This window comes from Chryseobacterium phocaeense (genome assembly GCF_900169075.1).
Lineage (GTDB): Bacteria > Bacteroidota > Bacteroidia > Flavobacteriales > Weeksellaceae > Chryseobacterium > Chryseobacterium phocaeense.
Genome location: NZ_LT827015.1, coordinates 2,934,379 through 2,961,199, shown reverse-complemented (window position 1 = coordinate 2,961,199; position 26,821 = coordinate 2,934,379). Strand labels below are relative to the sequence as shown.

The window sequence follows — 26,821 nt, the reverse complement described above, 5'->3', positions numbered from 1 at the left end:
TTTAAAAGATATGAAGGGTAAAATACTAGCAATATCTCTTGCTTTGATGCTGGTTTCCTGTAAGGTTAACCAAAATAAGCCAAATGATCTGAACTATATGCAGAATATAGAAAAAGTGGCTATTGATGCATCTGCCAGAAACTCTAAACTTACCATACAGGCAGGAGATCAGCTTATCATTCTGATTACAGCTAAGGATCTGGACGTTGTAAAACCGTTCAACCAGAACTATTCGTCTTCCGAATTCGTACAGACCAATGCTGCAGCGGGTGGCAATACACCTAATCAGGGAGCAACAACCCTTACAGGACCTACTTATATAGTAGATGCTGAAGGAAATATTGATTTCCCCGTTATCGGAAGGATGAATACCTCAGATAAAACTTTGGTCGACTTTAAGAATGAACTGAGGGAGAGAATGCAGAAATATATTATAAACCCTACTGTAAATATAAGACTCGCCAACTTTAAAGTAACGGTTTTAGGTGAAGTAAACAGGCAGGGAGATTATACTATTACCAACGGACAGGCTACTATTCTCAATGCATTGGGTCTTGCAGGAGATTTAACTTCTTATGGAAAAAGAGAAGATGTTTTGGTCATCAGAACCGAAAACGGTGTTGTTTCACATGGACGTATAAATCTTAGAGATGCGGATCTGATTAATTCACCTTACTATAATCTAAAGCAGGGAGATGCTATTATTGTTTCTTCCAATAATACAAAAGATATTTTAGCAAAGCAGAATCCTAATACAGGGCTTATCTTAACAGGTATTTCTATAGCAGTAACAGCTGTCGCAGTAGTAATAAGTTTATTTAATAAGAAATAAAAAATTGATGGATAACCAGCAATCTTCACAATTTTCAGAAGCAAATAATACAAGTGTTAATCTCAATGAAGTACTAAAACCATATCTTAAAAAATGGCCTTGGTTTTTTGTTAGTGCTTTTGCAGCTTTTGTAATAGGCTATATTTCATTAAAATTTATGGTACCTGTATATGATGTACAGACAACCGTTCTTATAAAAGATTCTAAAGGTTCTTCTTCTGCATTCAGTAGTGAAATGGGCTCTCTCCCGGATTTTTCCGGATTTGGGGGACTTAAAACCAATAGTGTTGCCAATGAGATAGAGATTTTGAAATCAAAAAAGCTCATGAAGGAAGTGGTTATTAACCAGAATCTTCAGACTAATATTATTGCAAAAGGCCGTTTTTCCAGCGTTGAATTATATAAAGAAACCTCTCCGATAGAAGTTCGAATTATTAATGAGAAGCCTACAAGCACCTTAAGGGGTAAACTGAACCTGAAAATTGAAGGAACAAAACTTACGTTAAGTTCAGATAAATTAAAAAAGGAAATTGTAACTACCTATGGCAAAACAATAGGTCTTCCTTTTGCCAATATTATGATTATTCGAAATAATAATTATAATCCTAACGCATTAAAGGGCCTGAATACTGAAAATCTGGAATTGAATATTGCACCACTGGATGCAAAAGTGAATAGCCTTCAGGGACCTCTTAATGTAGCATTGGTCAATAAAGAAGCAACGGTTCTTAAGCTGGCTTTAAGATATCCGCAGGTAGCAAAGGCGGAGGATATCTTAAATAGTCTAATTGTAGCATATAATACCGATGCTATTTCTGATAAAACTTCTGAATCAAAAAAGACGTTGGACTTTATTGAGGACAGAATTAAAAAGCTTACCGTAGAACTTGGACAGGTTGAAGACCAGAAAGAAAGTTTTAAGTCAAAAAATAATCTGACAGATCTTGAAACTGAAGCAAAAATAAATCTTGAAAGTTCGGCAGCGGCAAGAGCAAAACAGCTTGATCTGGACGCTCAGGTGGAGCTTACTGATGCATTAATCAGTTTTGTTTCTAAACAAGGCAAATATCAGGTACTTCCTGCTAATGTAGGACTAAGTAATCCTGAAGCTACATCGGGAATTTCTACCTATAATCAGCTGATTCTTCAGCGAAACAGATTTTTGGAGTCTGCTACTGAGGACAACCCTGCTGTAGTAGATATTACCAAACAGATCAACTTGCTGCGTACCTCTATTACTCAAAGTCTGCAGAGAAACAGAGAGGGGCTTGAATTAGCAAGAAATGAATATTTAAAAGAGCAGAACACGGTTTCAGGTAAGATTTCCAAACTCCCGTCTATTGAAAAAATGTTCAGAGGAATTGAAAGACAACAACAGATTAAAGAAAATCTATACCTTCTTCTTCTTCAAAAAAGAGAAGAAACCGCTATTGCTCAGTCTATCAATGCCCCTAAAGCTAAGATAGTTGATGCGGCCTACGCTTCTCCATTCCCGGTGGCTCCCAAGAAAAATGTTATTCTTATTATTTCATTGATGTTAGGGCTATTGATACCTTTTGTTATTATTTATCTTTCACGGTTATTTAATAATAAGGTGGTTACCAAGCATGATCTTGAAAAACTGGTACATGCTCCTGTCATAGCAGAACTACCTAGTCTTGAAAAAGGAGACTCTGATATTGTCCGTGTGAATGATATTAATCCTATGGCTGAAGCATTCAGAATTCTTATTACCAATATGAATTTTATGCTTCCAAAAGACAAAAAAAGCAAAGTGGTTTTTGTAACCTCTACTGTTAAGGGAGAAGGTAAAACATTTGCTTCCGTTAATCTGGCCCTTACATTAGCCAATCCAAAGAAAAAAGCAATTATTGTCGGGTCTGATATTAGGAATCCGCAGTTACAAAGATATAACCCAGCCAGAAAAGGATTAACAGGACTTACAGAATACCTGTATTCGGATCAGACAACATTAGATGAGATTATACACGTTTCTTCTTTTAATCCCCATTTAGATGTTATTTATTCAGGAATGATCCCACCGAATCCAACTGAATTACTATCCAACGGACGATATGAAATACTTTTAGATGAACTGAAAGAGAAATATGAATACATCATTTTGGATACGGCACCACTGCTTTTAGTTACAGATACTTTCCTTATTGCTGAACTGGCAGATGTTACTATTTATGTCGCCAGATCCAAATATACAGAAAAAGCGTTGCTGGAATTTGCAAATAGCAATATCGATACAGGAAAGATCAAAAATGTTGGATTTGTCCTGAATGATGTAAGCCACGAAAATTTAGGATATAGCAACAAATATGGTTACGGATATAACAACCATAAAGAACACACATTCTTTGAAAAAATTAAAAATAAATTTAGCTAGTGATGAAAACATATAAAATAGCTGTTATTGGCCAGGGCTATGTAGGTTTACCCTTATCTTTGGAATTTGCAAACCATTATCCTGTATTAGGATTTGATATCAATAAACAGCGTGTTGATCAGCTTAATGAAGGAGTGGATATCACTCTTGAAGCTGAAATTGAAAAGCTTAATGAAGGTTTGGCGAAATATAAAAATTCTAATGGAGAAGCCGGATATACAGCCACAAGCCAGTTATCAGATATTGCCGGAGCGAATATTTTTATCGTAACAGTTCCCACTCCTATTGATAAATATAATGCACCGGACTTAAATCCGCTGCTTTCTGCTTCAAAAATGCTGGGAGAGATCATTAAAAAAGAAGATATCATTATTTATGAATCTACAGTTTTTCCTGGCTGTACCGAAGAGGAATGTGTTCCTGTTTTGGAAAAACACTCAGGGCTTAAGTTCAACAAAGACTTTTTTGTAGGATATTCTCCCGAAAGAATTAATCCAGGAGATAAAGTAAATACCCTTACCAGTGTTAAAAAAGTGACTTCAGGATCTACAGACCAAATTGCAGAAGAAGTAGATCATTTGTATAAAAAAATTATTACTGCCGGAACACACAAAGCCTCAAGTATTAAAGTTGCTGAAGCTTCAAAAGCTATTGAAAATGCACAGCGCGATGTCAACATTTCTTTTGTCAATGAATTGGCGCTTATTTTCGACAGAATCGGAATTGATACCAATGACGTATTGGAAGCTGCCGGCACAAAATATAATTTCTTAAAGTATAAGCCGGGATTAGTAGGGGGGCATTGCATCTCTGTCGATCCTTATTATCTGGCTCACAAAGCAGAACAGCTTGGATATCATCCTGATGTTATCTTATCAGGAAGAAGAGTTAATGACTCTATTGCAAAATTTGTGGCTTCCAAGGTTGTGAAGCTGCTGATTGCCAAAGGTGAGGTGATTAAAAACTCTCAGGCTTTGATCTTAGGGGTTACCTTTAAAGAAAACTGCCCGGATGTGAGAAATACTAAAGTGGTGGATATTTATAATGAACTTACAGATTATGGTATCCATGTAGACATATATGATCCATGGGCGAGCAAAGAAGAAGTGAAACATGAGTACGGAATAGATATTCTTGATGCCCTTCAGGAAGGAAAAAAATATGATTCTATTGTCATTGCAGTCTCTCATAACGAATTCCTTCAACTAGATCTGAACCTGCTTAAAACAGAAAATGCCGTGGTTTTTGATACTAAAGCTTGTCTGGATAGAAATTTAGTAGACGCGAGATTATAGATTACAATGAATTATGACATCATAATCATAGGGGCTGGTTTAGTAGGGCTGGCAACCGCTTATCAGGCTAAACTTAAAAATCCGGATTCTAAGATTCTTATTTTAGAAAAAGAAAATAATGTCTCTTTGCATCAATCCGGTCATAACAGTGGAGTTATTCATAGCGGAATATATTATAAACCCGGAAGTTTAAAAGCAAAAAACTGTATTGAGGGTTATAATTCTGTGATCAATTTTGCGAAAGAGTATGGAATTAAGTATGATCTGTGTGGGAAAATAATTGTTGCCACCTCAAAAGAAGAACTTCCGCTTTTGGATAATATCTACAACAGAGGAGTGCAAAATGGTCTTGGAAATTTAAAATACCTTTCCAAAGAAGAGTTCCGTGAAATAGAACCTCACTGCGAAGGCGTAAAAGCCATCAAAGTACCACAAACCGGTATTATAGATTACCCGGGCGTTGCCAATAAAATAAAAGAATTATTTGAACAGCTGGGAGGTGAAGTTCAATTTGGTCAAGAAGTAAAAGATATTATTGACAGAGGATCGGAGATTATTGTTAAAACAGCCGTTTCAGAATTTAAAACTTCCAAGCTTATTTCCTGTGCGGGGCTTTATTCTGATAAAATAACTAAAATGACCAACAAAAAGAATGATGTGATCATTATTCCTTTTCGTGGTGAATATTATAAATTAAAAGAGGAGAAAAAACATCTGGTTAAACATCTGATCTATCCTGTACCAGATCCTAATTTTCCTTTTTTAGGGGTGCATTTTACAAGAATGATCGATGGGAATATTGAAGCAGGGCCGAATGCTGTTTTAGCGTTCAGGAAAGAAGGCTACAGTTTTTTTGATTTCAGTCTCAGCGAAACCATGCAGACGCTCACATGGCCTGGTTTCAGAAAAATTGTTGCAAAATATGGGAAAACAGGAATGGGGGAAATCCATCGTTCACTTTCCAAATCTGCTTTTACAAAAGCATTGCAAAAACTGATGCCGGAAATACAGGAAGGTGATCTTGTCCCTGGTGGTGCCGGCGTGAGAGCACAGGCCTGCGATAGAAACGGGGCATTGATCGATGATTTTGATATCGTTAAAAACGGGAACATTATCCACGTTAGAAATGCGCCTTCACCTGCGGCCACTTCATGTCTCTCCATAGGAAATAAAATCAGTGAGCTGATCTCAGATTAGTCTGGAAAACAGATGCACTAAAAAAAACACTAAATATGAAAATTCAAATGGTTGACTTAAAAAGTCAATATGAAAAGATAAAAGAAGAAATCAATGCAGGAATTCAGAACTGTCTTGATAATACAGCATTTATTAATGGTCCGGCTGTAAAAGAATTTCAGCAGGATTTTGAGAAATACTTAAATGTAAAGCACGTTATTCCCTGTGCAAACGGCACTGATGCATTACAAATCGCAATGATGGCCCTCGACCTGAAGCCCGGAGACGAAATTATCTGCCCTGCCTTTACTTACGTAGCCACTGCAGAAGTAATCGGACTTTTAGGATTGAAACCTGTGATGGTAGACGTGGATGAAAATACATTCGATATTGAACTTAACGATCTTGAAAAATATCTGACTCCCAATACCAAAGCCATCGTTCCTGTTCACTTGTACGGACAAAGTGCAGATATGGAAAGAATCCTTGAATTTGCAGAAAAACATCATTTATTTGTCATCGAGGATAATGCCCAGGCAATAGGCTCAGACTATACATTTTCCGACGGTACAGTTAAAAAGACAGGTACAATAGGCCACATAGGATGTACTTCTTTCTTCCCTTCAAAAAACTTAGGTTGCTATGGAGACGGAGGAGCTTTAATCACCAATGATGATGAGCTTGCCGTAAAAATAAGGATGATTGCCAATCATGGGCAGGCTAAAAAATATTATCACAAAGTACTAGGCTGTAATTCACGATTGGATACCCTTCAGGCTGCGGTTCTTAAAGTGAAATTAAAATATCTTGATGAATATTCAGCGGCAAGAAACAAAATGGCCGCTTATTATGATGAGAATCTTGCGGGTATTTCCGGGATTCAGGTTCCGGAGAGAGCAAAAAACTCTACCCACGTATTCCATCAATATACTTTGAAGGTAAAGGACGGAAAAAGAGATGAACTGCAAAAATACCTTGGGGAGAAGAATATTCCAAGTATGATTTACTATCCATTGCCGTTATACAAACAGGAAGCTTTTCAACAATATGTGGAAGAAGGCTTTGAGCTGTCCGTTACCGAAAAACTCTGTTCGGAGGTTATTTCACTACCTGTACATACGGAATTTAATCAGGATGCTGCAGATTATATTATTTTTGAAATCAAAAACTTTTTTAATCAATAAAGAATATTATGTCGGATTTTTTTGCACACGAAACAGCGGTTATTGACGAAGGTTGCCAGATTGGAGCCGGAACTAAGATTTGGCATTTTTCACATATTATGCCTAATTGTATTTTGGGTGAAAGATGTAACATTGGCCAGAATGTGGTGGTTTCTCCTCACGTGGTTTTAGGGAAAAATGTTAAGGTTCAGAATAATGTTTCTATCTACGAAGGAGTCACTTGTGAAGATGACGTCTTTTTAGGACCTTCTATGGTTTTTACTAACGTTATTAATCCCAGAAGTGCAGTCAACAGAAAAAATGAATACCTGAAAACGAATGTAGGAAAAGGAGCCTCTATTGGTGCCAATGCAACCATTGTTTGCGGTCATAATATTGGAAATTATGCATTCATCGGAGCAGGGGCAGTAGTAACGAAGGAGGTTCCGGATTATGCCCTTGTTGTAGGAAACCCTGCAAGGCAGCTAGGCTGGATGAGCGAGTACGGACATCGCCTGACATTCAATGATGAAGGAATTGCAGTATGTGAAGAAAGCGGAGAGAAATACAGAATTGAGAATAATAAAGTTTCGAAAATTTAAATAAAAATACAAATGTCTGAAAAAATAAAATTTGCAGTTGTCGGTTGCGGTCATATAGGTAAAAGACACGCCGAAATGGTGTCTAGGAACTCCGAATGCGAACTCGTTGCATTAATCGATGTAAAAGATAAATCAGTCTTAGGAATAGATAGTTATGATGTTCCTTTTTTTGCCTCTTTAGAAGACTTTCTGAAGTCGGGAATTGAAGTGGATGTAGTAAACATTGCCACTCCCAACGGATTCCACTTCGAACAGGCATATAGAGTGATAGACTCTGGAAAACATGTGGTGGTAGAAAAACCAATGGCGCTCAATAAACAGCATGCAGAAAAGCTTATTTTTCAGGCATTGCACAAACATAAGCAGATTTTTGCCGTGATGCAGAACCGTTATTCCCCGCCTTCAGCCTGGATAAAAGAAATGGTGGAAAGCGGAAAACTGGGAGAAATCTACATGGTTCAGCTGAACTGCTACTGGAACCGTGATGACCGATATTATAAACCGGAATCCTGGCATGGAAAATTAGAATTGGATGGAGGAACCCTCTTTACGCAGTTTTCCCATTTTATAGATATCATGTACTGGCTGTTTGGAGATATTACCAATATCCAGGCAAAATTTGCAGACTTTAATCATGCAAAGCTTACCGACTTCGAAGATTCAGGTTTTGTAAGTTTTGATTTTGTGAATGGAGGCATGGGATCATTAAACTATTCAACCTCAGTTTGGAATCAAAATCTTGAAAGCTCCATGACCATCATTGCAGAAAATGGTTCGGTAAAAATAGGAGGGCAGTATATGGACAAAGTAGAGATTTGTAATGTAAAAGATTATATAATGCCGGAACTGGCACCTACCAATCCAGGAAATGACTATGGTGCTTATAAAGGTTCTGCTGCCAATCACCATTACATTATTGAAAACGTAGTAGACGTAATCAAAGGTAGAAATACAATTACCACAAATGCTTTGGAAGGTCTCAAAGTGGTAGACATCATTGAAAGGATTTATGCCAATAAATAATTTTTTTTTCAAGCTTAAAGAAAAACTGAATAGTGATTTCAGAAAGAATCTTGTCTTAATGATTGGAGGTTCTTTTCTGGCACAGCTCATCCCTGTCCTTTTTTCATTTTTGCTGACAAGGATATACACGCCTGAGGATTTTGGTGTATTCTCAAACTTCTCTGCGGTGTTGTCTTTTTTACTCGTATTTATGCTTCTTAAATACGATATGGCCATTATTTTACCTAAAAAAGATTCCGTGGCAGCAAATCTTTTGGTATTATGCCTGATTATTGGAGTTATTTTCTGTACATTGACATTTTTGATCGTAGGTCTCTTTGATAACCTGATCTATCAGCTTTTTAAATTTGACCATCATAATAATTTTTTGCTGTACGTTCCTCTCGGAGCATTATTATTTTCCCTTTTTAATCTTCTCAATGAATGGTTTGTAAGAAGAAAATATTTTCAGACTTTGGTGAAAAATAAGATTGTCAATAATTCTTCTATTGTAGTTATGTCTACGTTATTGCCACAGATCAATATTATGACCTTGGGACTTGTTAAAGGGCAGATTTTAGGGCAGATAGTATCGGTGATTACAGGGTCATATATAATCTTGAAAAAAGACTGGGCTCTTTTTAAAACCATTGATAAGAGAGTAATGAAGAAGCTGCTTCTTAAATATATCAATTTCGCGAAATTTAATATTCCAGGGCAATTGATCAATACCTTGTCCGTACAGGTGGTTGTCTTTTATCTTACTTCCCAGTTTGGATTCAAAGTGGTGGGGTTATATGCACTTACAGATCGGTTTTTAGGAGTTCCGCTTCAGTTTATTGGAAATGCTGTTAAAGATGTTTTTAAGCAAAAGGCATCGGAAGACTACCGGGATAAAGGCGAGTGTCGTGATATTTACAAGAAAACCACACTTTTATTGATCGCGTGTTCATTACCGCCTTTTATTGTCTTGTTTATTTTTGCTCCGGAACTTTTTTCTTTTTTCTTCGGTGCTGAGTGGAAAGACTCAGGAATCTATGCTCAGATTCTCTGTATTATGTATATGCTTAACTTCATAGGAATGCCTACTGGATGGTTATTTGTAATTGCAGAGAAGCAGAAGCTTGATTTTTTGTGGCAGATATTATTTCTTATTTTTACGTTGTTGGCATTGGGAATTAGTTATTTCTTCTTTAAAAATAATGTGATATATACACTTATTTTATTGTCTGCGGGCAGAAGTATTACGTATCTTATCCAGCTTGGAATGACATATAGATTGGCAACCGGAAAAGTGAATTAATATGAAAAGAAAGATTTATGATCTGTTAAGAACGAGGTTAAAAGTAAGATCCTTAACACATTTTAAGAATAAATACAGAAGAAAGTTTGATAAAATTATTTATCAGAAGAAAATAAGTACACAGGACTTTGAAGATAAATTTAAAGCGTTGGGAGTACAGAAGGGAGATGTACTATTTATTCATAGTTCCTGGGATGAGTTCTATAATTATGAAGGAACTCCGGAATCTTTTATTGATCTCATGTTAGAGCTCATTGGTGAAGAAGGTACATTGCTGATGCCTTCTTATCCGCTTATCAGAAAAAAAGGTGGTACCTTCAGCATAAAGACCACCCCTACACTAGCCGGATTATTGCCAGAAGTTTTCCGGAATTACAAAAAGGTAGAAAGAAGTCTGGATTATCATTCCGTGGCAGCATATGGAAAGCTGGCAAAGTATATCACAGAATCACATATTCATTCCGAAAGTCCATGGGACGAGCATTCACCCTATTATAAACTGGCAGAAGTAAAAGCAAAGGTTTTTTCTATGGGATTAGGAAAGCATCATGTGGGGACCATTATGCATTGTGCTGATAGTATTTTAAGAAGAGATTATGAATATTTTGACCTTTTTTTTAAAAAACATGAAAAAATTACTATAAAAAAAGCTGACGGTGAAGTTATTGTAAAAAATTATCTTACAAAAGAAGATGATTTTTATTATGCTTTCACGGAACAGTCGCACTGGGCAGTAGTAAAAAAATATTTTGACAGGAGCAGATATAAGATAGATCAGTTATCCAATCTACAGATTACTATGTTTGAGGCAGAATATGTGGTACCCAGAATTACAGAATTAGGAAAAAAAGGGATTGTAGTCTACACACACCCGGACCCGAAAAAATACATATTTAGTAAATAATACAGCATTATGAAAAAAAATCTGATCGAATATTTTATTGAAACTGTAAAACAGTTTCCTGATAAAACTGCTGTTATAGAAAATGATACGGAAATTAGTTTTCAGAATTTGTATCAGCAAACAATTCTGTTGGGTAATTTGTTGCTTGACAAAGCTGATATTCTTAACAGGCCGGTAGCAGTGTACCTTCCTAAGTCAATATATTGCGTAACGGCTGACCTCGGAGTTATGTTTTCCGGAAATGCATATCTCAACCTGGATGTTAAAAGTCCGTTACAGAGAGTGGCAGCCATACTTAATCTTGTAGAACCGGAGTTCGTGATTACTAGTGGCGCTTTAAAAAAAAATATTGAGGATATTTATCCCGCATCTAAAATCATTCTTATAGATGAAATAGACTTTAGCCAGCCGATGGATTCCGCTCAATATGCCGAAACACTTTTCTCCAGACTTGAGAACAGATCTGTTGATACCGATATGTCCTGTATCATCAATACCTCCGGATCCACCGGAATTCCCAAAAGTGTGGCCCTGAATCACAGAAGCTTTATAGACTTTATAGAAATATCCAAAGATATTTTCAGATTTTCGGATGATGAGATCATTGGATCCCTTTCACCTGTCATCTTTGATATCTACAGCTATGAGCTTTGCATGCTTATGGCACATTCCAGTACAATTGTGGTTCTGCCTGAACATCTTGCAGCTTTCCCTATAAAAATCCTGGAAGTTATGGAAAAAGAAAAAGTGAGTTTCATATTCTGGGTACCAACCATTATGGTGAATATTGCCAATATGGACCTGTTGAAAACCATATATATTTCTTCATTAAAACTGGTATGGTTTGCGGGAGAGGTTTTCCCCACCAAACAATTCAATTATTGGCACAAAGCTTTGCCGAACACAAAATTTGCCAATTTATACGGTCCTATAGAAATTACTTTAGATTGTACATATTATATTATAGACCGGGAATTCAGAGACGATGAGCCACTGCCAATAGGCTTTCCATACAGGAATACAGATATTCTGATCATTACTGAAGATAATAAACAGGCGGCGCAGGGAGAAGAAGGTGAACTCTGTGTAAGAGGTTCATCTCTTGCTTTGGGATATTATAATGCTCCTGAAAAAACGGCTGCTGCATTTGTAAATAATCCGCTTAACCCACATTATCCTGAAACGATCTACCGGACAGGTGATATAGTTTCTGTGAATAATAAAGGTGAAATTCTTTTCAAAGGGCGAAAAGATACTTTGATCAAGCACCAGGGATACAGAATAGAACTTGGAGAAATAGAGCATATTGTGGTGAATACCCTGAAACTGGTAAAAAATGCTTGCTGCGTGTATGACAGGCAGAAAAAAGAAATTGTCCTGATTTATGAAAATGATCAGGAGCTTGGACCTAATGTATTTAGAAAAGAAATCCTGAATGTATTACCCAAATATATGATTCCTACCGTTTATAATTTTCTTGAAGAAATGCCCAGAAACCCCAATGGAAAAATAGACCGAGCTTATCTGAACCAGCAAATCAATTCATGATATGAAAGAAACGGGAATTTTAAGCTTTGAGATGATCAGTAAGGAATTAATTCGGTTGCGAAATAAAGATATGAGGACGAATTTTTTTCTCTCTGAAGAAAAGTGGAATTTTTTGCAGGAAGACCATGAGGCTGTCATTTATACATCAGATCATGGATTTTATTTTCTTGTCAGGTTAGATGGCTTTTACAAATATTTTTTTATTACTAATAAAAAAGATGATCTTGAGAAAAACATAGTGCTCATACAAAAGAAGTTTGAAAATGATATTGTTGTATGTGAAATTGTTGGAAATGAGGATTATCTGGCAGATATTCAAACCCAGTTTACCAAAGCAGGAGAGTTCAATGAATACACCAGGCTCGTAAGGATGAGCAGAATGAGATCGGCAAATAACATTTTTGAATTTTTCCCCCCTGTTCATCTGCTTTCTATGGACAGAATCCGTGAGCTGCAAAGTCTTTTTCTTAAATATTTTAATAAATTTGCTGAGCAGATTCCTACATGGAATGAATTGCAGAAAATGGTGCAGGCGGGAAATGTATATTACTATTCCGATAATGCAGATATTCAAGGGTTTATAATATTTGAAAGAGCGGGAATTACTTCTCATCTAAGATATTGGTTTGTACACCCGGAATACAGAGGAAAAAGAATTGGCTCGCAGCTCATGAATTTGTTTTTTACAAAATTTGAAGAGGTAAGGCGGGAAATTTTTTGGGTAATAGATACCAATGAAAATGCTATAAAGCGATATAAACATTTTGGATATCTTGAAGAAAAAATATATAATATTGTACTTATAAATAAAAAACGTGAATATGAAGAGCAAAATAATTGAAATATTAAACAGTATAAGACCTGAATTTGATTTTTCTCAGGAAAATAATTTTATAAGCAGTGGAATACTGGATTCTTTCGACATGGTTTCATTGGTAACAAGTCTGGATGAGCAGTTTTCTATTTCCATAGATGGTACGGATATATTGCCTGAAAACTTTGAAACATTAGAATCCATAGAAAATGTTTTAAAGAAAAACGGAGCCGTTTAAATATGAAAATTAATACATCAAATAAAAAAATATCAGGAATATTAAGTATTCTGCCCGCCAATACAGTAAAGTTTGAGGACGAGATGCATCATTATTCCTTTTCCGAAGCTAAATCCCTTAAGCTGAAAATGGCAATGGGATTCAATACCAAGCATATTGTGGAATCAGAAGACATTACAGGATATGATCTTATAGTAAAAGGATTGGAGTATCTGATGGATAACGGCCTTTTAAATAAAGAGGAGATAGACGCTGTGCTTTTTGTTTCACAGACTCCGGAATATATAATGCCACCCACAAGTAACCTGATTCACCAATATTTAGATCTGTCTGAACATGTTTTTTGTCTGGATATTAACCAGGGATGTGCGGGCTTTATAGTTGGGCTTCAGCAGGCTTTCATGTTGCTGGATAACCCTGAAATTAACAAAGTGTTGTTATGTAATGCAGATGTATTAAGTCCTAAAGTTTCGAAATTTGACAGGAATAGCAATCCGTTAATAGGTGATGCTGCATCCGTCACTATAGTAGAGAGAGAAGTAGGATCTCACATTTACGGAGAAATACTGATGGATGGTAAAGGGGCGATGGCTCTGAATATTCCTGCGGGGGGAGCCAGAAATCCAATTACTCCGGAGACGGGTGAATTATATGAAGACTCTTTTGGTAACAGAAGAAGTAAGAATCATCTGGTAATGCAGGGCGATAATGTTTTTAATTTCGTGCTGACCAATGTACCTGAACAGATTTCCAGAATTCTCAAAGAAGCGGGTAAAACACCGGATGATATAGATTATTATTTGTTCCATCAGCCTAATAAATTTATGCTTCAAAAGCTGGCTGATAAAATAGGAGTGCCCCGGGATAAGCTACCCAGCAATGTGGTAGAAAATTTCGGAAATTCCAGTGGGGTTACTATACCCGTGGCTACTACTTTTAACTTAGGAGAAAAGCTGGAAAATGAAACCATCCAGGTCTGTTTTTCAGGTTTTGGAGTTGGGCTCACATGGGGAACCCTGGTAATGAACCTGGGAAATATGAATTTTTGTAAACAGATAAACATTTAAAAAAAGATAAATATGGAAAATTTTTTAGAGCAGATGTCAGAAATCTTAGAGGTAGATCAGGTAAATGTTCAGGATAAGTTAACAGGTTTTGAAGCTTGGGATTCATTGGCCACTCTTTCCATTATTGCAATGGCAGATGAAGAATATGGGGTATCACTGGTTAATCAGGAGATTACGGATGCAGAGACAGTAGAAGGGCTTTATAACTTAATTTTATCCAAACAGAATGCTTAAAGAAACAGGTTTTCTGGATTTTTCTGCAAAAAACATACTGATCACGGGAGCCGGTTCCGGTATCGGCAGAACCACGGCAGTTACACTTTCCTCATTAGGGGCAAAACTGATTTTGCTTGACATTAATGAGCAGGGGCTTCAGGAAACACAGAAGCTTTGCAAAAATATTTCTTCAGTTCTGATTCATGACCTTTCTGATGTAAGTGGGCTGAAAAAGGCTGTAGAAGATAAAGTGGCAGAAACAGGAAAACTTAACGGACTGATCAATGTTGCAGGAATTCCCTGTGTACAGCCACTGAAGACCCTGAAAGCTGAAACTGCGGAAAAAGTTTTCAGAATAAATACTTTGGCAGTACTTGAGCTTTCTAAAATATTCTGCAGCATAAAAAACCATCAGGGAGATTATCCTTCCATCGTCAATATTTCGTCGGTCTATGGTTTGGTAGGCTCGGCAGCTAATGTAGCCTATTCAATGTCTAAAACGGCTCTGCATGGTATTACCAGATCATTGGCTATTGAAATGGCTGGAAAGAATATCAGGGTAAACTGTATCGCTCCGGGCTTTATAAAAACAGAAATGCTGGATGATGTAGCCGTCTCCTTCGATGATGAATATAACCAAAGGCTGCAGGCCCTGCATCCTATGGGATTGGGAGAAGCACAGGATATTGCCAATGCAGCGGTATTTTTAGCTTCGGATATGAGCAAATGGATTACCGGAACCATTCTGTCTGTGGACGGAGGATTTACAGCAATATAACAATATGAGACCAATAGTTTTATTAACAGGAGCCAGTGCTGGAATAGGCGAAGAAATTGCAGTAAAATTATCAGAGAAATATGACCTGATACTTACGGGCAGAAATACTGAAAAATTAAATGAGCTTCAGCAGAAGCTTACACCGGAATGTAAGTCATATGTTCTTTCTATGGATCTTAGTAATCTGGAGAAAATGGAAACTACACTTGTACAGTTTCTGAAAGACCAGAATATAAACATTCATAAACTTGTACACTGTGCAGGATTTATGAAAATGATACCATTGAAACTGATTAGTAATGATTTTATGCTGGAATGTTTTACAACGAACGTATTTTCGGCCAGTCTGCTGGTAAAACTGTTAACCAATAAAAAGCATAATAATTCATTGCTGGATGCTGTAGTCTTTATCTCCAGCAATATCAGCAACAGAGGGGCTAAAGCTATGAGTACCTATGGCGCCTCCAAATCTGCATTGGATGGGCTGATGAGAAATTTTGCAGTGGAACTTGCTCCAAAAGTAAGATTTAACTCTGTACTCCCGGGAGCAGTCCTGACAAAGATGACTCAGAATATATTTGATAATGATGAAGTAATGTCCAGAATGCAGGCTCAGTATCCCTTAGGAATTGGCTATGGAGGGGATATTGCAGATGCTGTGAATTTTTTGCTGTCTGATGAGGCCAGATGGATTACAGGACAGCAGATGACCGTGGACGGGGGACGCTCCATTAATATATCATCTTAGAAAATGAAGCTGTATATTAAGAGATTTGAAAATAGACCTATAGATTCAAACTGTTTTTTAATTTTTAATAAAAGTACGGCTATTATTGTTGATCCCGGTACTCAAAACCATATCGAATTATATGAGTTTATTGCAGAAGAAAACCTTAAAGTTGAATACTGCATTATTACACATGGTCATTTTGACCACGTGTATGGTATTGAAGATATAGTTTCCAGGTACAACCCGAAGTGCATTCTAAGCAGTGAATCTCTTAACTATATTGGGGACATTAAGAAAAACCTTTCCGTGTTTTATGGAAAATCGTTTTCTTATCAGCTTGAAAATTATATAATTGTCCGTGAAGACGGGCATATTATTAATTGGGAAGGTCATGAATTAGAATTGTACTATACAAAAGGGCATACAGCCTCATGCATAAGTTGTAAAATAAATAATGATGTTTTTGTGGGTGATTTAATGATAAAAGGAGAGAAGACGGTGACCAAACTACCTTCCGGAAACAGAAAAATGGCAGAAAAATCAATTGATACCATTTTGAATCTCGCCGGAATTGAAATAATCTATGGGGGTCATGGTGAATCTATGACAAAGACGGAGGCACAGAATTTTTTTAAATGAGAACTGAGAATGCTTTAAAATATACAATTGATACAATCCTGACTGTCGCGCTGGGATACAAGATTGATTGTTATGTATATAATTATTCAGAGAAAAATATTGAAATTGTCCTCGAAAATAAAAATATTAATTTCCTGATTTGTGAAAGTGGTGATTTTAAGGAGCTGCTTGAAGGTAAATTAAAACTATCTTCTGTTTCTGCTTTTGATAACTACAGCCAGATTCCTGTTATCAAAATGAACGGAGAAGAAAATCTGTATAACCGATCGGAAGAAAAAATAACCATTAATTTTGATTTGCTTTCACTGCCGTTTATTTTATTTTCAGGTCTCGATGAATATTTATCTGAAGAAAGGGATGAATATGACAGGTTTCCTTATGAAGATAGTATTTGTAAAAAGTATGATCTTGTTAAACTTCCTCTGGCAGATGAATATGCAATGATGCTGAGAAAAATTATACAGAAGGAATGTCCGGATATTGATATAAGGCCACGAAAGTTTACGATTACACCTACACATGATATAGATGATATTTATCGATTTACAGGGCCTTTTAAGGCAGTTAAATCAATTTTAGGTCAGTTGGTAAATACTGGAAATATCAGAGAAGTCTTACTGGCTTTCAGATTTCTGATCCAGTGTCTTTCGGATAAACGCAAAGACCCTTATTTTAAAGGAATTGAAAAGCTTTTAGAGGACTCCAGAGCCAATGGTCTTAAATCGGTCTTCTTTTTTATGGCGGGAAATTCATCTGCTTTTGATTCCGGGTATGATATCTATGATGAAAACCTGAAAGAAGTTTTCAGAAATATTGACGCTTCACGGATGACCTCAGGTATCCATCCGGGTTTTTACACCTTCAGGGATATTGATGTTTTAAATGAGCAGATTAGAAAAGTGGCCGGAGCTACGGAAAAAAGAATCACGCACTCAAGACAGCATTATTTGAGATTTGACAGAAGAAAAACTTTTGAAAACCTGGAGAAAGCCGGTATTCACACAGACTATACCATGGGATTTGCAGAGGAAGAAGGATTTAAGTGCGGAACTTCACATGAATTTCATCCTTATGATTTAAAAAATGACAGGCCATACAAAATCAAAGAAAAACCTTTGATTGCCATGGATGTAACACTGAGCATGTATAAAAAATATTCTGTTTCTGAAGCCAACAAGGTTTTAGAAACTTTATATCAAAGGGTAAAAAGAACCGGAGGAGATTTTATTGTATTGTGGCATAATGCCTATGTATATAGAGAATTAGAGTTTTATAATAAAGTATATTTAGAATTTTTAAAGAAAAATATATAAATGAAGGATTTTTTTAGCACTGTTTTTTCTTTTAATTTTTTTAAAGTATTTGTATATTTTATATTCGTATTTTCAGGTTCTATCAAGTGGATCCCATTTCCTATTGATTTTACCTTATTTTTTGGTGCACTTTGCGCTGCTGTTCTGTTTTTTGAAATCAAAACAATTACTATTTTTCGAAAAGAAGTTTACAACCAGGTTCTTTTGATTCTTTCCCTGATCGTTTTTTTTGCTCTTTCTAATTTTTACACCATATCATATGTGTATTCGGATAAAAAAAATGAAGCCATGCTGCTTAACTTCTTCACGGTTATCTACCCGCTGCTGGCGTTTAAAGATGTAATTTTCAAAGAACTTCAGAAACTAATGTATCTGGTAGGCATTTTTGCAGTCTGCATGTTAGCGTACGTTTATTTTACAACCACATTTATTATATTCTTTGATGAAACGAGATACATTGAGAATGTACCTACATATTTAACCATTGGGATTATGCTTTCAGCATGTTTTATTTTCTCTTTATCCAGTAAACCTACTGTTGCAGTTATTATTTACCGTTTGGTTCTTTTATTCTTTTTGATTCAGCTGGGAGGAAGAGGCCCAATTTTTAACCTTATATTATCCCTCTGTATCTATTATGTATTGAATTTAAAAAATATTAAATTCAACTATAAGGTGGTTCTAATGTTTATGGCGGGGATTTTTGTTATGATTTTCTATCTGGATACTATCATTGGTTTCATAATAGAGAATGTAAATATTGATAGATTTAATATGGTAAAAGCGTCATCAGAAGATGTGAGCGTATTATACCGTGTAATAGTTATGGAAAAAGGGCTCCAGACATTTTATGAGCATCCTTTCATGGGATTAGGAATAGGAAGTTCAGGAATATCGCTTACAGGAGTGGATCAGGTTGAGTTTCCGCATAATCTGATTATCGAAAGTCTGATGGAATTAGGGATATTGGGAGGAATACTATATCTGAGTATTTATATTTATTTTTTTGTGTATCATTTAAAATATATCAGGAAAGATAAGAGATTACTTATCATGTATATTATTGCGCTTTTATTCTTTCTTGAAGATATGAAAAGTGGCTCTTTTGATGGATGGAGAATAAGCTTGTTTTGGATATGTATATATATTGTAGAATATAATTTCAAAATAAATAATAAAGATACGCTTCCTAAGCAATATTTAACCAAAGTTTAACTGGTTTGTACTTTTTGATAATGATATTTAATTATTAAAATTCACACGATGATTCAGAAAAATATAAACAAAATCAATAATTTCGATTTAATCAGACTTCTTGCGGCATTGCAGGTGGTTTTTACCCATTCTGTCCATCACCTCGAGATGAAGGGCAGTATCGGAGAATTCGGAACTTTATTGGTATATTATTTTCCGGGGGTTCCCATATTTTTTACTATCAGTGGATTTTTGATTTATTGGTCGTTTGACAGAAACTCGAATGATCTTATCAAATATTTCAAAAACAGGTTGTTAAGACTATTTCCCGCTTTATGGTTCTGTCTTGTTTTAACTATTATACTTCTCTTATATGATGCTAAAGACCCTTTTCTGATCACTTCGGCAAAGCAATTCTGGTTTTGGATTATCGGACAGATGACGGTTTTTCAGTTTTGGACACCAGACATCCTAAGATTTTGGGGAGTTGGAACTCCCAACGGCAGCTTGTGGACTATCGCCGTGGAAATGCAGTTTTATATATTTGTGCCGGTATTATTTTTTCTGATCAGGAAATTCAGGAAAAACACATTAAGCATCATACTTGTATTTATAGCATTATCTTTGGCGTTTAATTTTTACTTTGGTAAATTTTCAGAAGATTCTATAGCATATAAACTGGCAGGTGTAAGTGTATTTCCTTATCTGTATAATTTTTTGTTTGGGGTACTGGCTTATATTTACTGGGATAGAATTAAAGCTTTCATAGAAGGGAAAATGCTTATCTGGCTAGTGACGTACCTTGTCTACATTAATGTTTTCGGAAACTGGCTGGGAAATGATCTGAATTCTTACTTTATTTACACGCCTTACCAATTCCTTACCAATATTTTCCTGGCTTTTCTTGTTCTTTCCACAGCATTCACTTTTAATGGCATCAGCAACAAGCTGCTTCATCATAATGATATCTCCTATGGAGTATACATTTTCCATATGCTTATTATTAACTTTTTTGTGCAGAGAGGAATGATAGAGAGTACTACTTATTTTATCATGGTATTTGCAGGAACAATTATTCTGGCATCTGTTTCCTGGTTCTTTATTGAAAAATATTTTTTAAAACTAAAAAAAAACAAATAGAAAAAAAATGAAAATATTAATGCTTTGTGAGCTCTATATTGAAAATCTTGAATATCAGGAAAACCTTCTGGTAAAATATTATCAAAAGCATGGGCATGAAGTAACGGTTATTACTTCCACCTATGATAATGTATTTGATTATTATAATGATATACATGATAATTCAAAACCGCAAAGAATTCTTTATGACCACGGAGCTAAAATTATAAAACTTCCATTTAAATTTAATTATTTGGGGAAGATTAAAAAATATATATCCATTACAAAGATTGTAGAAGAAGTTAAACCGGATCTCTTATACATTCACGATATTATGCCGAATATGTTCGAAATGCTGGATTATAAAAAAAGAAACCCTCACGTGAAGATGATTATGGATTATCACTGTGATTACAGCAACTCCGCGAATAGCTGGCTTTCGTTAAACGTTCTTCATAAGCTGCTGAGAAAGTATATATATATGAACCCTATCCGAAAACATATTTCAAAATTTTATCCTATAGTTCCCGGTAGTGTCAAATTTCTTAAAGAAGTGTATGGTATACCGCTTAGCGAAATGGAAGTACTTCCTCTGGGAGCAGATACTGATATGGTTGGAGAATTGAAAAATCAGGAGGTAGGAAAACAGATCAGAGAAAAACTTGGAATTGCTGAAAAAGATATTGTAATTTTTACAGGAGGAAAACTTACACCTGCAAAGAAAACAGATCTGCTTCTTAAAGCGTTTAACGAAATTAATGATGAAAGGCTACATCTGATCATGGTAGGAGATGCAGACCAGTATAACCAGGAATATAAAAAAGAATTATTAAGTTTGTCCGATAATAATCCAAATATTCATTATATTGGATGGCTGAATAATAAAGGAGTATATGAGCATCTGTCTGCATCGGATATTGCTGTATTTCCAGCCAGTCAGTCTATAATCTGGCAGCAGGCTATTGCTTCGGGACTTCCATTGATTGCAGGAGACACAGGAGAGCAGTCTGTACAGTACCTGAATGAGTTTGGGGCTATTATTGAGCTGAGCAGTGAAAATATAACCAAGGAAAATATAAAAAAGAGTATTGAGCAGATTTTGTATGTTGAAAATGAACTTAGCCTAAGGAAAGAGCTGGCTTCAAAAACTGCAGCGAAATATCTGGATTGGAATCACCTGATTAATAAAACACTTTCACATGTCAAAACTACTTCTTCCTAACAGTATTTTATGTTTTGTATTTTTTATAGGGGCTATCCTGAATATCTCCGCACAGACGAGAGCAAAGAAAGTTGTTCCCGAAGTACTGATTGCTTCCGGGAATAAAGGAACTGAGTATAAAAGATTCATATCTGATAATAATATAAAACAGGTAAGGTTTGTTAATGACAGACAGTTTTTGGATGAGAACAAAGAATTTGCTTTTAATCCGGAAAACCTCCGGGAGCAGGTTAGATTGGCTTATCCTGATCCTAAAGCGAAAGGAATAGGTTATATTGATCTTGAACATCCTTATCTCGAGTATCTGATGAATGAAGATGTTTCGAGTGATAATTTTAAAAAAAGCCTAAAGCTTTTTCTGGATGTGCTGAAATTTGTAAAGGCTGAAAGACCGGATGTGAAATGGGGGTATTACTATATTCCTTTTACTACCTATTGGGAAAGGAAAACAGACTTTTTTGAAAAGCATAAAAAAGTTCAGGAAATTATAAGAAACAGTGATGTATTGTTTCCTTCCATTTATATTTTCTATAATAATGCAGATTTTGATTCTGAAAACATTGATTATTTAAAGGATAATACCAGAGAGGTGATCAGAATAGGGAAACTCTACAATAAAAAGGTATATCCGTTTATAATGTCCCGCTACCATCCTTCAACTGCCAAAATTGGGAATGGAAGGATAAGTACTGAAAATTTTAGAACATATGTCTCCGAAATAATGAAAACGAATCATAAAGGGGAAAAAGTAGACGGAGTTGTCTTATGGAATTTTGATGACTATTTCTATAGAATTAACGAACCTAAGATCCGTGAAGAATTTAGTAAAAGTAAAATTGATTTTGATCAGTTTTACGATAGCTATATTATAAGTTTATTAAACATAATGATAAAAGAAAGATAATTTTAAAAAAAATGGGAAAAGAAGGTACTTACCAAATCTGTACAAAAACCATAATGGATACTACAGATCCAAATATCATTTTCAACGAAAAAGGAGAAAGTGACTATTATACCAACTTCAAAGAAAATATTGAACCAAACTGGCATACCGACGAACGAGGATATGATGAACTGATGAAAATTGCCGATAAAATCAAAAAAACGTCAAAAAATAAAGATTTCGATTGTATCATAGGCCTGAGTGGCGGGTTGGATAGCTCTTATGCTGCTTATGTAGCAAAAGAAATCATGGGAATACGTCCCTTGATTTTTCACGTAGATGCAGGTTGGAATACAGATAAAGCGGTAGGAAATATCGAAAAGCTGATTAATGGTCTTAATCTAGATTTGTACACTGAAGTCATCAATTGGGAGGAAATGAAAGATTTGCAGGTTGCATTTCTTAAATCACAAATTTCCGACCAGGACCTACCACAGGATTATGCTTTCTTCTCGGGATTGTATAAATTTGCCAAAAAACATAAAATAAACTATGTACTTACAGGGAGCAATTTTTCTACGGAATGTTGTAGAGAACCCGAAGAATGGGGAGGTTTTCCAGGAATTGATACCACACTTGTAAAAGATATTCATTCTAAATTTGGAAAAAAACCACTTAAAACATTTCCTTTAGTAGACATCCTGTCCTACAAAATATATTATAAATATGTCTATGGAATGGAAGTTTTTAAGCCATTAAACTTGGTGCCTTACATTAAAAAGGACGCAGAATCTCTTTTAATTGAAAAATTCGGATGGGAATCATTTCAACACAAACACCATGAGTCCAGGTTTACCCGTTTTTATGAAGATTACTGGTTACCTAGAAAATTTGGCTATGAAAAGAGAAAAGCGCATTTTTCATCACTCATACTTACAGGGCAGATGACACGTGAGGAGGCGTTAGACAGGGTGTCGAGGCCTGAGCTTTCAGAAGAATTCCTGCAGAAAGAGTTTGAATATGTAGCCAATAAATTAGATCTTACCAAAGAAGAATTGCAGCAGATTTTTGAGGGTGAAAATAAAACCTATAAAGATTATAAAAATAAAATGGGTATTATTAAATTTGGTGCGCAGGCAATGCAAAAGCTGGGCTTAGAAAAGAGATTATTCAGATGATAACAATTATAGATTACGGCGTTGGAAATATCAATGCTTTTGTAAATGTTTACAAGAGAGTGGATGTAGCGGTGAAAATAGCCAAAACCAAGGAAGATTTGGAAGGTGCTGAAAAGCTCATTCTTCCAGGGGTTGGTCATTTCGATCATGCCATGACAGAGCTTAATAATTCAGGAATGAGAGATAAGCTGGACGATCTGGTTCTTAATCATAAAATACCGGTCATAGGAATTTGTGTAGGAATGCAGATGATGGCCAATAACAGTGATGAAGGAAAGATAGAAGGACTGAAGTGGATTGATGCTACGGTAAAAAAGTTTGATGAAACAAAAATTAATCAGGTGACAAGACTTCCACATATGGGCTGGAATGATGTGAAACCGGTTAAAGATATTGAATTATTCAAAGGACTGGAAGATAATGCTATTTTTTATTTTCTTCACACCTACTATTTTCAGTGTAATAATACGGAAGACATTATGGCTGTCACGGATTATGGAGGCGAGTTTTCTTCTGCAGCCCATCACGAAAATAAATATGGAATCCAGTTTCATCCCGAAAAAAGCCACCATTATGGTGAAATATTACTTCACAACTTTGCGAAACTTTAAAAAACAAAACATAAACACAAATGTTAAGACCAAGAGTGATACCCAGTCTGTTAATACAGGATAACGGACTTGTCAAAACCGTCAATTTCAAGAATCCCAAATACGTGGGAGACCCCATCAATGCAGTGAGGATCTTTAATGAGAAAGAGGTTGATGAATTGGCCATATTTGATATTGATGCTACAGCGAAAGGATTGGAGCCTAATTACAGCTTAATAGAAAGAATTGCCAATCAATCCAGAATGCCCCTCTGCTATGGAGGTGGAGTGAAAACGGTTGAACAGGCTCAGAGAATCTTTAGTCTTGGTATTGAAAAAATTGCGCTTTCATCAGCTGTTCTTCAGAATCCGCAATTGATTACTCAAATTGCAGACAGGGTAGGGTCGCAAAGCGTTATTGTGGTTTTGGATGTAAAGAAAAAACTTTTCGGAGGCTATGAAGTATATACTCATAATGGAAAAAAATCTACAGGAATCAATCCTGTTAAATTTGTAGAAGAAGCACAGCATTTGGGAGCCGGTGAAATTATTATCAATTCCATAGATCAGGATGGTGTGATGAAGGGATATGATATGGGATTGATAGAAAAAATCAGAGAAAAGATTTCATTGCCGCTTACCGTTTTGGGAGGAGCAGGCTCTTTGAAAGATATCAAACAGGTAATAGATAAGCACGGAATTATTGGAGTAGCAGCAGGTAGTTTATTTGTATTTAAAGGGGTTTATAAGGCCGTATTAATAAACTATCCTTCTTTTGATGAGAAAGAAGGGCTAAGACAAAAATAATTTATGTGTGGAATTGCAGGAATTATATATAAAGACGGAACTTCTGTAACCCGGGAGGCTCTGAAGAAAATGACAGATAAGCTGTCCCATAGGGGGCCGGATGCTGAAGGTTTTTTTATCAGGGAAAATATCGGATTTGGCCATAGAAGATTGTCCATTATTGACACAAGCAGCGCTGCGAACCAGCCTTTTTTACTGAACTCTAAAGTACTCACATTCAACGGGGCTATCTATAATTATGTAGAATTAAGGAGTGAGTTAGAGCAACTGGGATACGCTTTTTCTACAACTTCAGATACGGAGGTATTAATCGCTTCATATGACTGCTGGGGAGAAAAATGTGTTGAAAGGTTTAATGGAATGTGGGCATTTGCTATTTTTGATCCCGAAAAAAATAAAGTGTTTTGTTCTCGTGACCGCTTTGGCGTAAAGCCTTTTTATTATTATTCCGATGAAAATAAAATTATTTTTGCCTCTGAAATAAAATCCATTCTTGAAATTGAAAAAATAACGGAGGTTAATATTCAGGTTATACTTCAGTTTATCGCAGTTAATCTAACTGAGCAGACTCACGAAACTTTTTTTAAAGGTATTGATAAACTACCGGGTTCACATAATCTAGTCTATTGCCTGAAGGAGCATACCTTCAACATATACAGATATTATGAGATACCTTTTCATAAAGAAATTTCAAAATTAAATCTGGAGAAGTCATCAGAATTATTTAAAAAAGAATTAGAAAGATCTGTAAAACTAAGATTGAGATCTGATGTGAAAATAGGATCTGCATTAAGCGGAGGGCTTGATAGTTCTTATTTGGCAGCAATAGCATCAGACGTCTTTTCAAATCAGATGGAAGATAAATTTAACGTGATTTCTGTTGGTTCAGAAAATCCCGGTAATGATGAAAGCTATTACTCCAAAATGGTTTCAGAACATTTGAATTTAAATCAGGATCTGATATATCCTGATAAAGAAGATTTTGAAAACCAGATATTAAAAGTGATCATTACTCAGGAAGAACCATTTGGGGGGCTTTCAATTTATATGCAGAACTTTCTGATGAGAGAGACCAATAAACTTGGAATAAAAGTATTATTGGATGGTCAGGGAGCCGATGAAATTCTGCTGGGATATAGCCGTTACACGGCAGCATACCTGAGGAACCATTCATTTTTTAAGAATATTAATTTTTTATCGAACATCAGAAGTCATTATGATATATCCATTCTGAGAGGAATACTTACTTACTTGTATTTTAGTGTGTTCTTTGTTAGGAAGTGGAGAATATTATTCAGAGGACGGGGGCTCAAAGGAAAGTATAGAAAATCTATCAATTTTGGTCTGATGAAAAAGCTCACAAAATCGTATTCTAATATATTTGAGATGCAGAAAATTGAGATTTTCTGGGCACAGATTCCTGAATTATTGAGATTTGAAGATAAAAACTCCATGGCATTTTCTGTGGAAACCAGACTTCCTTTTTTAGATTATAAATTCGTAGAGACATGTTTGTCTATGAACAATAATTTTAAAATACACAAAGGCTGGTCTAAATATATTCTTCGTAAAAATATGGCAGGCAAGCTGCCCGATAAAATAACCTGGCGAAAAAGAAAAATAGGTTTTGATGCCCCTACTGAAGAATGGTGGCCGTATTCTGATAAAATTTTGGAAAAAATTAATCAGTCTGAGATTATTCAGGAACTTTATTCTAAAAAAATAAAAATACTAAAGAACAGGGAAATGCAGTGGAAATTATATAATATTGCTATTTGGGAGGAAGTATTTAATATGAAAATTACAACTTAAGA

The 26,821-nt window shown here is 35.6% G+C and carries 26 protein-coding genes; all 26 read left to right on the top strand.

All coding sequences use genetic code 11. From position 1 onward, the window contains the following. Positions 1 to 10 precede the first annotated feature (10 nt). From B7E04_RS20145 to asnB, 26 genes are read left to right on the top strand one after another with little or no spacing between them, the layout of a single operon-like run. The gene (locus tag B7E04_RS20145) at positions 11 to 832 is read left to right on the top strand and encodes a polysaccharide biosynthesis/export family protein (protein ID WP_080780321.1); all 822 of its coding nucleotides are present in this window, start codon (positions 11 to 13) and stop codon (positions 830 to 832) included. Between the two features lie 7 nt (positions 833 to 839). Then, positions 840 to 3,227 (top strand): GumC family protein, encoded by a 2,388-nt coding sequence (locus B7E04_RS20140; RefSeq protein ID WP_080780320.1) that lies wholly within the window; start codon positions 840 to 842, stop codon positions 3,225 to 3,227. A 2-nt stretch (positions 3,228 to 3,229) separates the two neighbouring features. Then, positions 3,230 to 4,522: a nucleotide sugar dehydrogenase gene (locus B7E04_RS20135; protein WP_080780319.1), complete on the top strand. Its 1,293-nt coding sequence runs from the start codon at positions 3,230 to 3,232 to the stop codon at positions 4,520 to 4,522. A 6-nt stretch (positions 4,523 to 4,528) separates the two neighbouring features. Next, complete coding sequence (gene lhgO / locus B7E04_RS20130) at positions 4,529 to 5,719, top strand: L-2-hydroxyglutarate oxidase (RefSeq protein ID WP_080780318.1); 1,191 nt, start codon at positions 4,529 to 4,531, stop codon at positions 5,717 to 5,719. Between the two features lie 35 nt (positions 5,720 to 5,754). Next, a complete protein-coding gene (locus B7E04_RS20125; protein WP_080780317.1) occupies positions 5,755 to 6,882 on the top strand; it encodes a DegT/DnrJ/EryC1/StrS family aminotransferase in 1,128 nt (375 codons plus the stop codon). Positions 6,883 to 6,890: 8 nt separating this feature from the next. Continuing rightward, positions 6,891 to 7,463, top strand: a complete 573-nt coding sequence (locus B7E04_RS20120; RefSeq protein WP_080780316.1) for an acyltransferase — start codon at positions 6,891 to 6,893, stop codon at positions 7,461 to 7,463. A 12-nt stretch (positions 7,464 to 7,475) separates the two neighbouring features. Then, positions 7,476 to 8,486: a Gfo/Idh/MocA family protein gene (locus B7E04_RS20115; RefSeq protein WP_080780315.1), complete on the top strand. Its 1,011-nt coding sequence runs from the start codon at positions 7,476 to 7,478 to the stop codon at positions 8,484 to 8,486. Beyond that, complete coding sequence (locus tag B7E04_RS20110; RefSeq protein WP_139785457.1) at positions 8,473 to 9,768, top strand: lipopolysaccharide biosynthesis protein; 1,296 nt, start codon at positions 8,473 to 8,475, stop codon at positions 9,766 to 9,768. The genes B7E04_RS20115 and B7E04_RS20110 overlap by 14 nt, the downstream gene beginning before the upstream one ends. 1 nt (position 9,769) lies before the next feature. Continuing rightward, positions 9,770 to 10,672 carry an AAC(3) family N-acetyltransferase gene (locus B7E04_RS20105; RefSeq protein ID WP_080780313.1) on the top strand — a complete coding sequence of 301 codons (903 nt, stop codon included), beginning with the start codon at positions 9,770 to 9,772 and terminating at the stop codon, positions 10,670 to 10,672. A gap of 9 nt (positions 10,673 to 10,681) precedes the next feature. Continuing rightward, positions 10,682 to 12,220 carry an AMP-binding protein gene (locus B7E04_RS20100; protein ID WP_080780312.1) on the top strand — a complete coding sequence of 513 codons (1,539 nt, stop codon included), beginning with the start codon at positions 10,682 to 10,684 and terminating at the stop codon, positions 12,218 to 12,220. A 1-nt stretch (position 12,221) separates the two neighbouring features. Next, positions 12,222 to 13,061, top strand: a complete 840-nt coding sequence (locus B7E04_RS20095) for a GNAT family N-acetyltransferase (RefSeq protein WP_080780311.1) — start codon at positions 12,222 to 12,224, stop codon at positions 13,059 to 13,061. Further along, on the top strand, positions 13,042 to 13,272 hold the full coding sequence (locus B7E04_RS20090) for a phosphopantetheine-binding protein (RefSeq protein WP_062649350.1): 231 nt from the start codon (positions 13,042 to 13,044) through the stop codon (positions 13,270 to 13,272). Before B7E04_RS20095 ends, B7E04_RS20090 begins: the two co-directional genes overlap by 20 nt. 2 nt (positions 13,273 to 13,274) lie before the next feature. Beyond that, a complete protein-coding gene (locus B7E04_RS20085) occupies positions 13,275 to 14,339 on the top strand; it encodes a 3-oxoacyl-ACP synthase III family protein (protein WP_080780310.1) in 1,065 nt (354 codons plus the stop codon). 33 nt (positions 14,340 to 14,372) lie between these two features. Continuing rightward, the gene (locus B7E04_RS20080) at positions 14,373 to 14,573 is read left to right on the top strand and encodes an acyl carrier protein (protein ID WP_228439997.1); all 201 of its coding nucleotides are present in this window, start codon (positions 14,373 to 14,375) and stop codon (positions 14,571 to 14,573) included. Continuing rightward, positions 14,566 to 15,333: an SDR family NAD(P)-dependent oxidoreductase gene (locus B7E04_RS20075; protein ID WP_080780309.1), complete on the top strand. Its 768-nt coding sequence runs from the start codon at positions 14,566 to 14,568 to the stop codon at positions 15,331 to 15,333. The genes B7E04_RS20080 and B7E04_RS20075 overlap by 8 nt, the downstream gene beginning before the upstream one ends. Before the next feature lie 4 nt (positions 15,334 to 15,337). Further along, positions 15,338 to 16,081 carry an SDR family NAD(P)-dependent oxidoreductase gene (locus B7E04_RS20070; RefSeq protein ID WP_080780308.1) on the top strand — a complete coding sequence of 248 codons (744 nt, stop codon included), beginning with the start codon at positions 15,338 to 15,340 and terminating at the stop codon, positions 16,079 to 16,081. 3 nt (positions 16,082 to 16,084) lie between these two features. After that, a complete protein-coding gene (locus tag B7E04_RS20065) occupies positions 16,085 to 16,702 on the top strand; it encodes an MBL fold metallo-hydrolase (protein WP_080780307.1) in 618 nt (205 codons plus the stop codon). Continuing rightward, the gene (locus B7E04_RS20060; RefSeq protein WP_080780306.1) at positions 16,699 to 18,015 is read left to right on the top strand and encodes a polysaccharide deacetylase family protein; all 1,317 of its coding nucleotides are present in this window, start codon (positions 16,699 to 16,701) and stop codon (positions 18,013 to 18,015) included. The genes B7E04_RS20065 and B7E04_RS20060 overlap by 4 nt, the downstream gene beginning before the upstream one ends. Then, positions 18,016 to 19,230 carry an O-antigen ligase family protein gene (locus B7E04_RS20055; RefSeq protein ID WP_080780305.1) on the top strand — a complete coding sequence of 405 codons (1,215 nt, stop codon included), beginning with the start codon at positions 18,016 to 18,018 and terminating at the stop codon, positions 19,228 to 19,230. A 48-nt stretch (positions 19,231 to 19,278) separates the two neighbouring features. After that, a complete protein-coding gene (locus tag B7E04_RS20050) occupies positions 19,279 to 20,349 on the top strand; it encodes an acyltransferase family protein (RefSeq protein ID WP_080780304.1) in 1,071 nt (356 codons plus the stop codon). 7 nt (positions 20,350 to 20,356) lie between these two features. After that, a complete protein-coding gene (locus tag B7E04_RS20045) occupies positions 20,357 to 21,550 on the top strand; it encodes a glycosyltransferase family 4 protein (RefSeq protein ID WP_080780303.1) in 1,194 nt (397 codons plus the stop codon). Further along, the gene (locus B7E04_RS20040) at positions 21,528 to 22,454 is read left to right on the top strand and encodes a hypothetical protein (RefSeq protein ID WP_080780302.1); all 927 of its coding nucleotides are present in this window, start codon (positions 21,528 to 21,530) and stop codon (positions 22,452 to 22,454) included. The genes B7E04_RS20045 and B7E04_RS20040 overlap by 23 nt, the downstream gene beginning before the upstream one ends. 11 nt (positions 22,455 to 22,465) lie before the next feature. Beyond that, positions 22,466 to 23,611, top strand: coding sequence for an N-acetyl sugar amidotransferase (locus tag B7E04_RS20035; RefSeq protein ID WP_080780301.1), 1,146 nt, complete (start codon positions 22,466 to 22,468; stop codon positions 23,609 to 23,611). Further along, positions 23,608 to 24,222, top strand: coding sequence for an imidazole glycerol phosphate synthase subunit HisH (gene hisH, locus B7E04_RS20030; protein WP_080780300.1), 615 nt, complete (start codon positions 23,608 to 23,610; stop codon positions 24,220 to 24,222). Before B7E04_RS20035 ends, hisH begins: the two co-directional genes overlap by 4 nt. A 20-nt stretch (positions 24,223 to 24,242) precedes the next feature. Next, positions 24,243 to 25,007, top strand: coding sequence for an AglZ/HisF2 family acetamidino modification protein (locus B7E04_RS20025; protein ID WP_080780299.1), 765 nt, complete (start codon positions 24,243 to 24,245; stop codon positions 25,005 to 25,007). A gap of 3 nt (positions 25,008 to 25,010) precedes the next feature. Continuing rightward, positions 25,011 to 26,819, top strand: coding sequence for an asparagine synthase (glutamine-hydrolyzing) (gene asnB, locus B7E04_RS20020; RefSeq protein ID WP_080780298.1), 1,809 nt, complete (start codon positions 25,011 to 25,013; stop codon positions 26,817 to 26,819). The last annotated feature ends 2 nt before the right edge of the window (positions 26,820 to 26,821 follow it).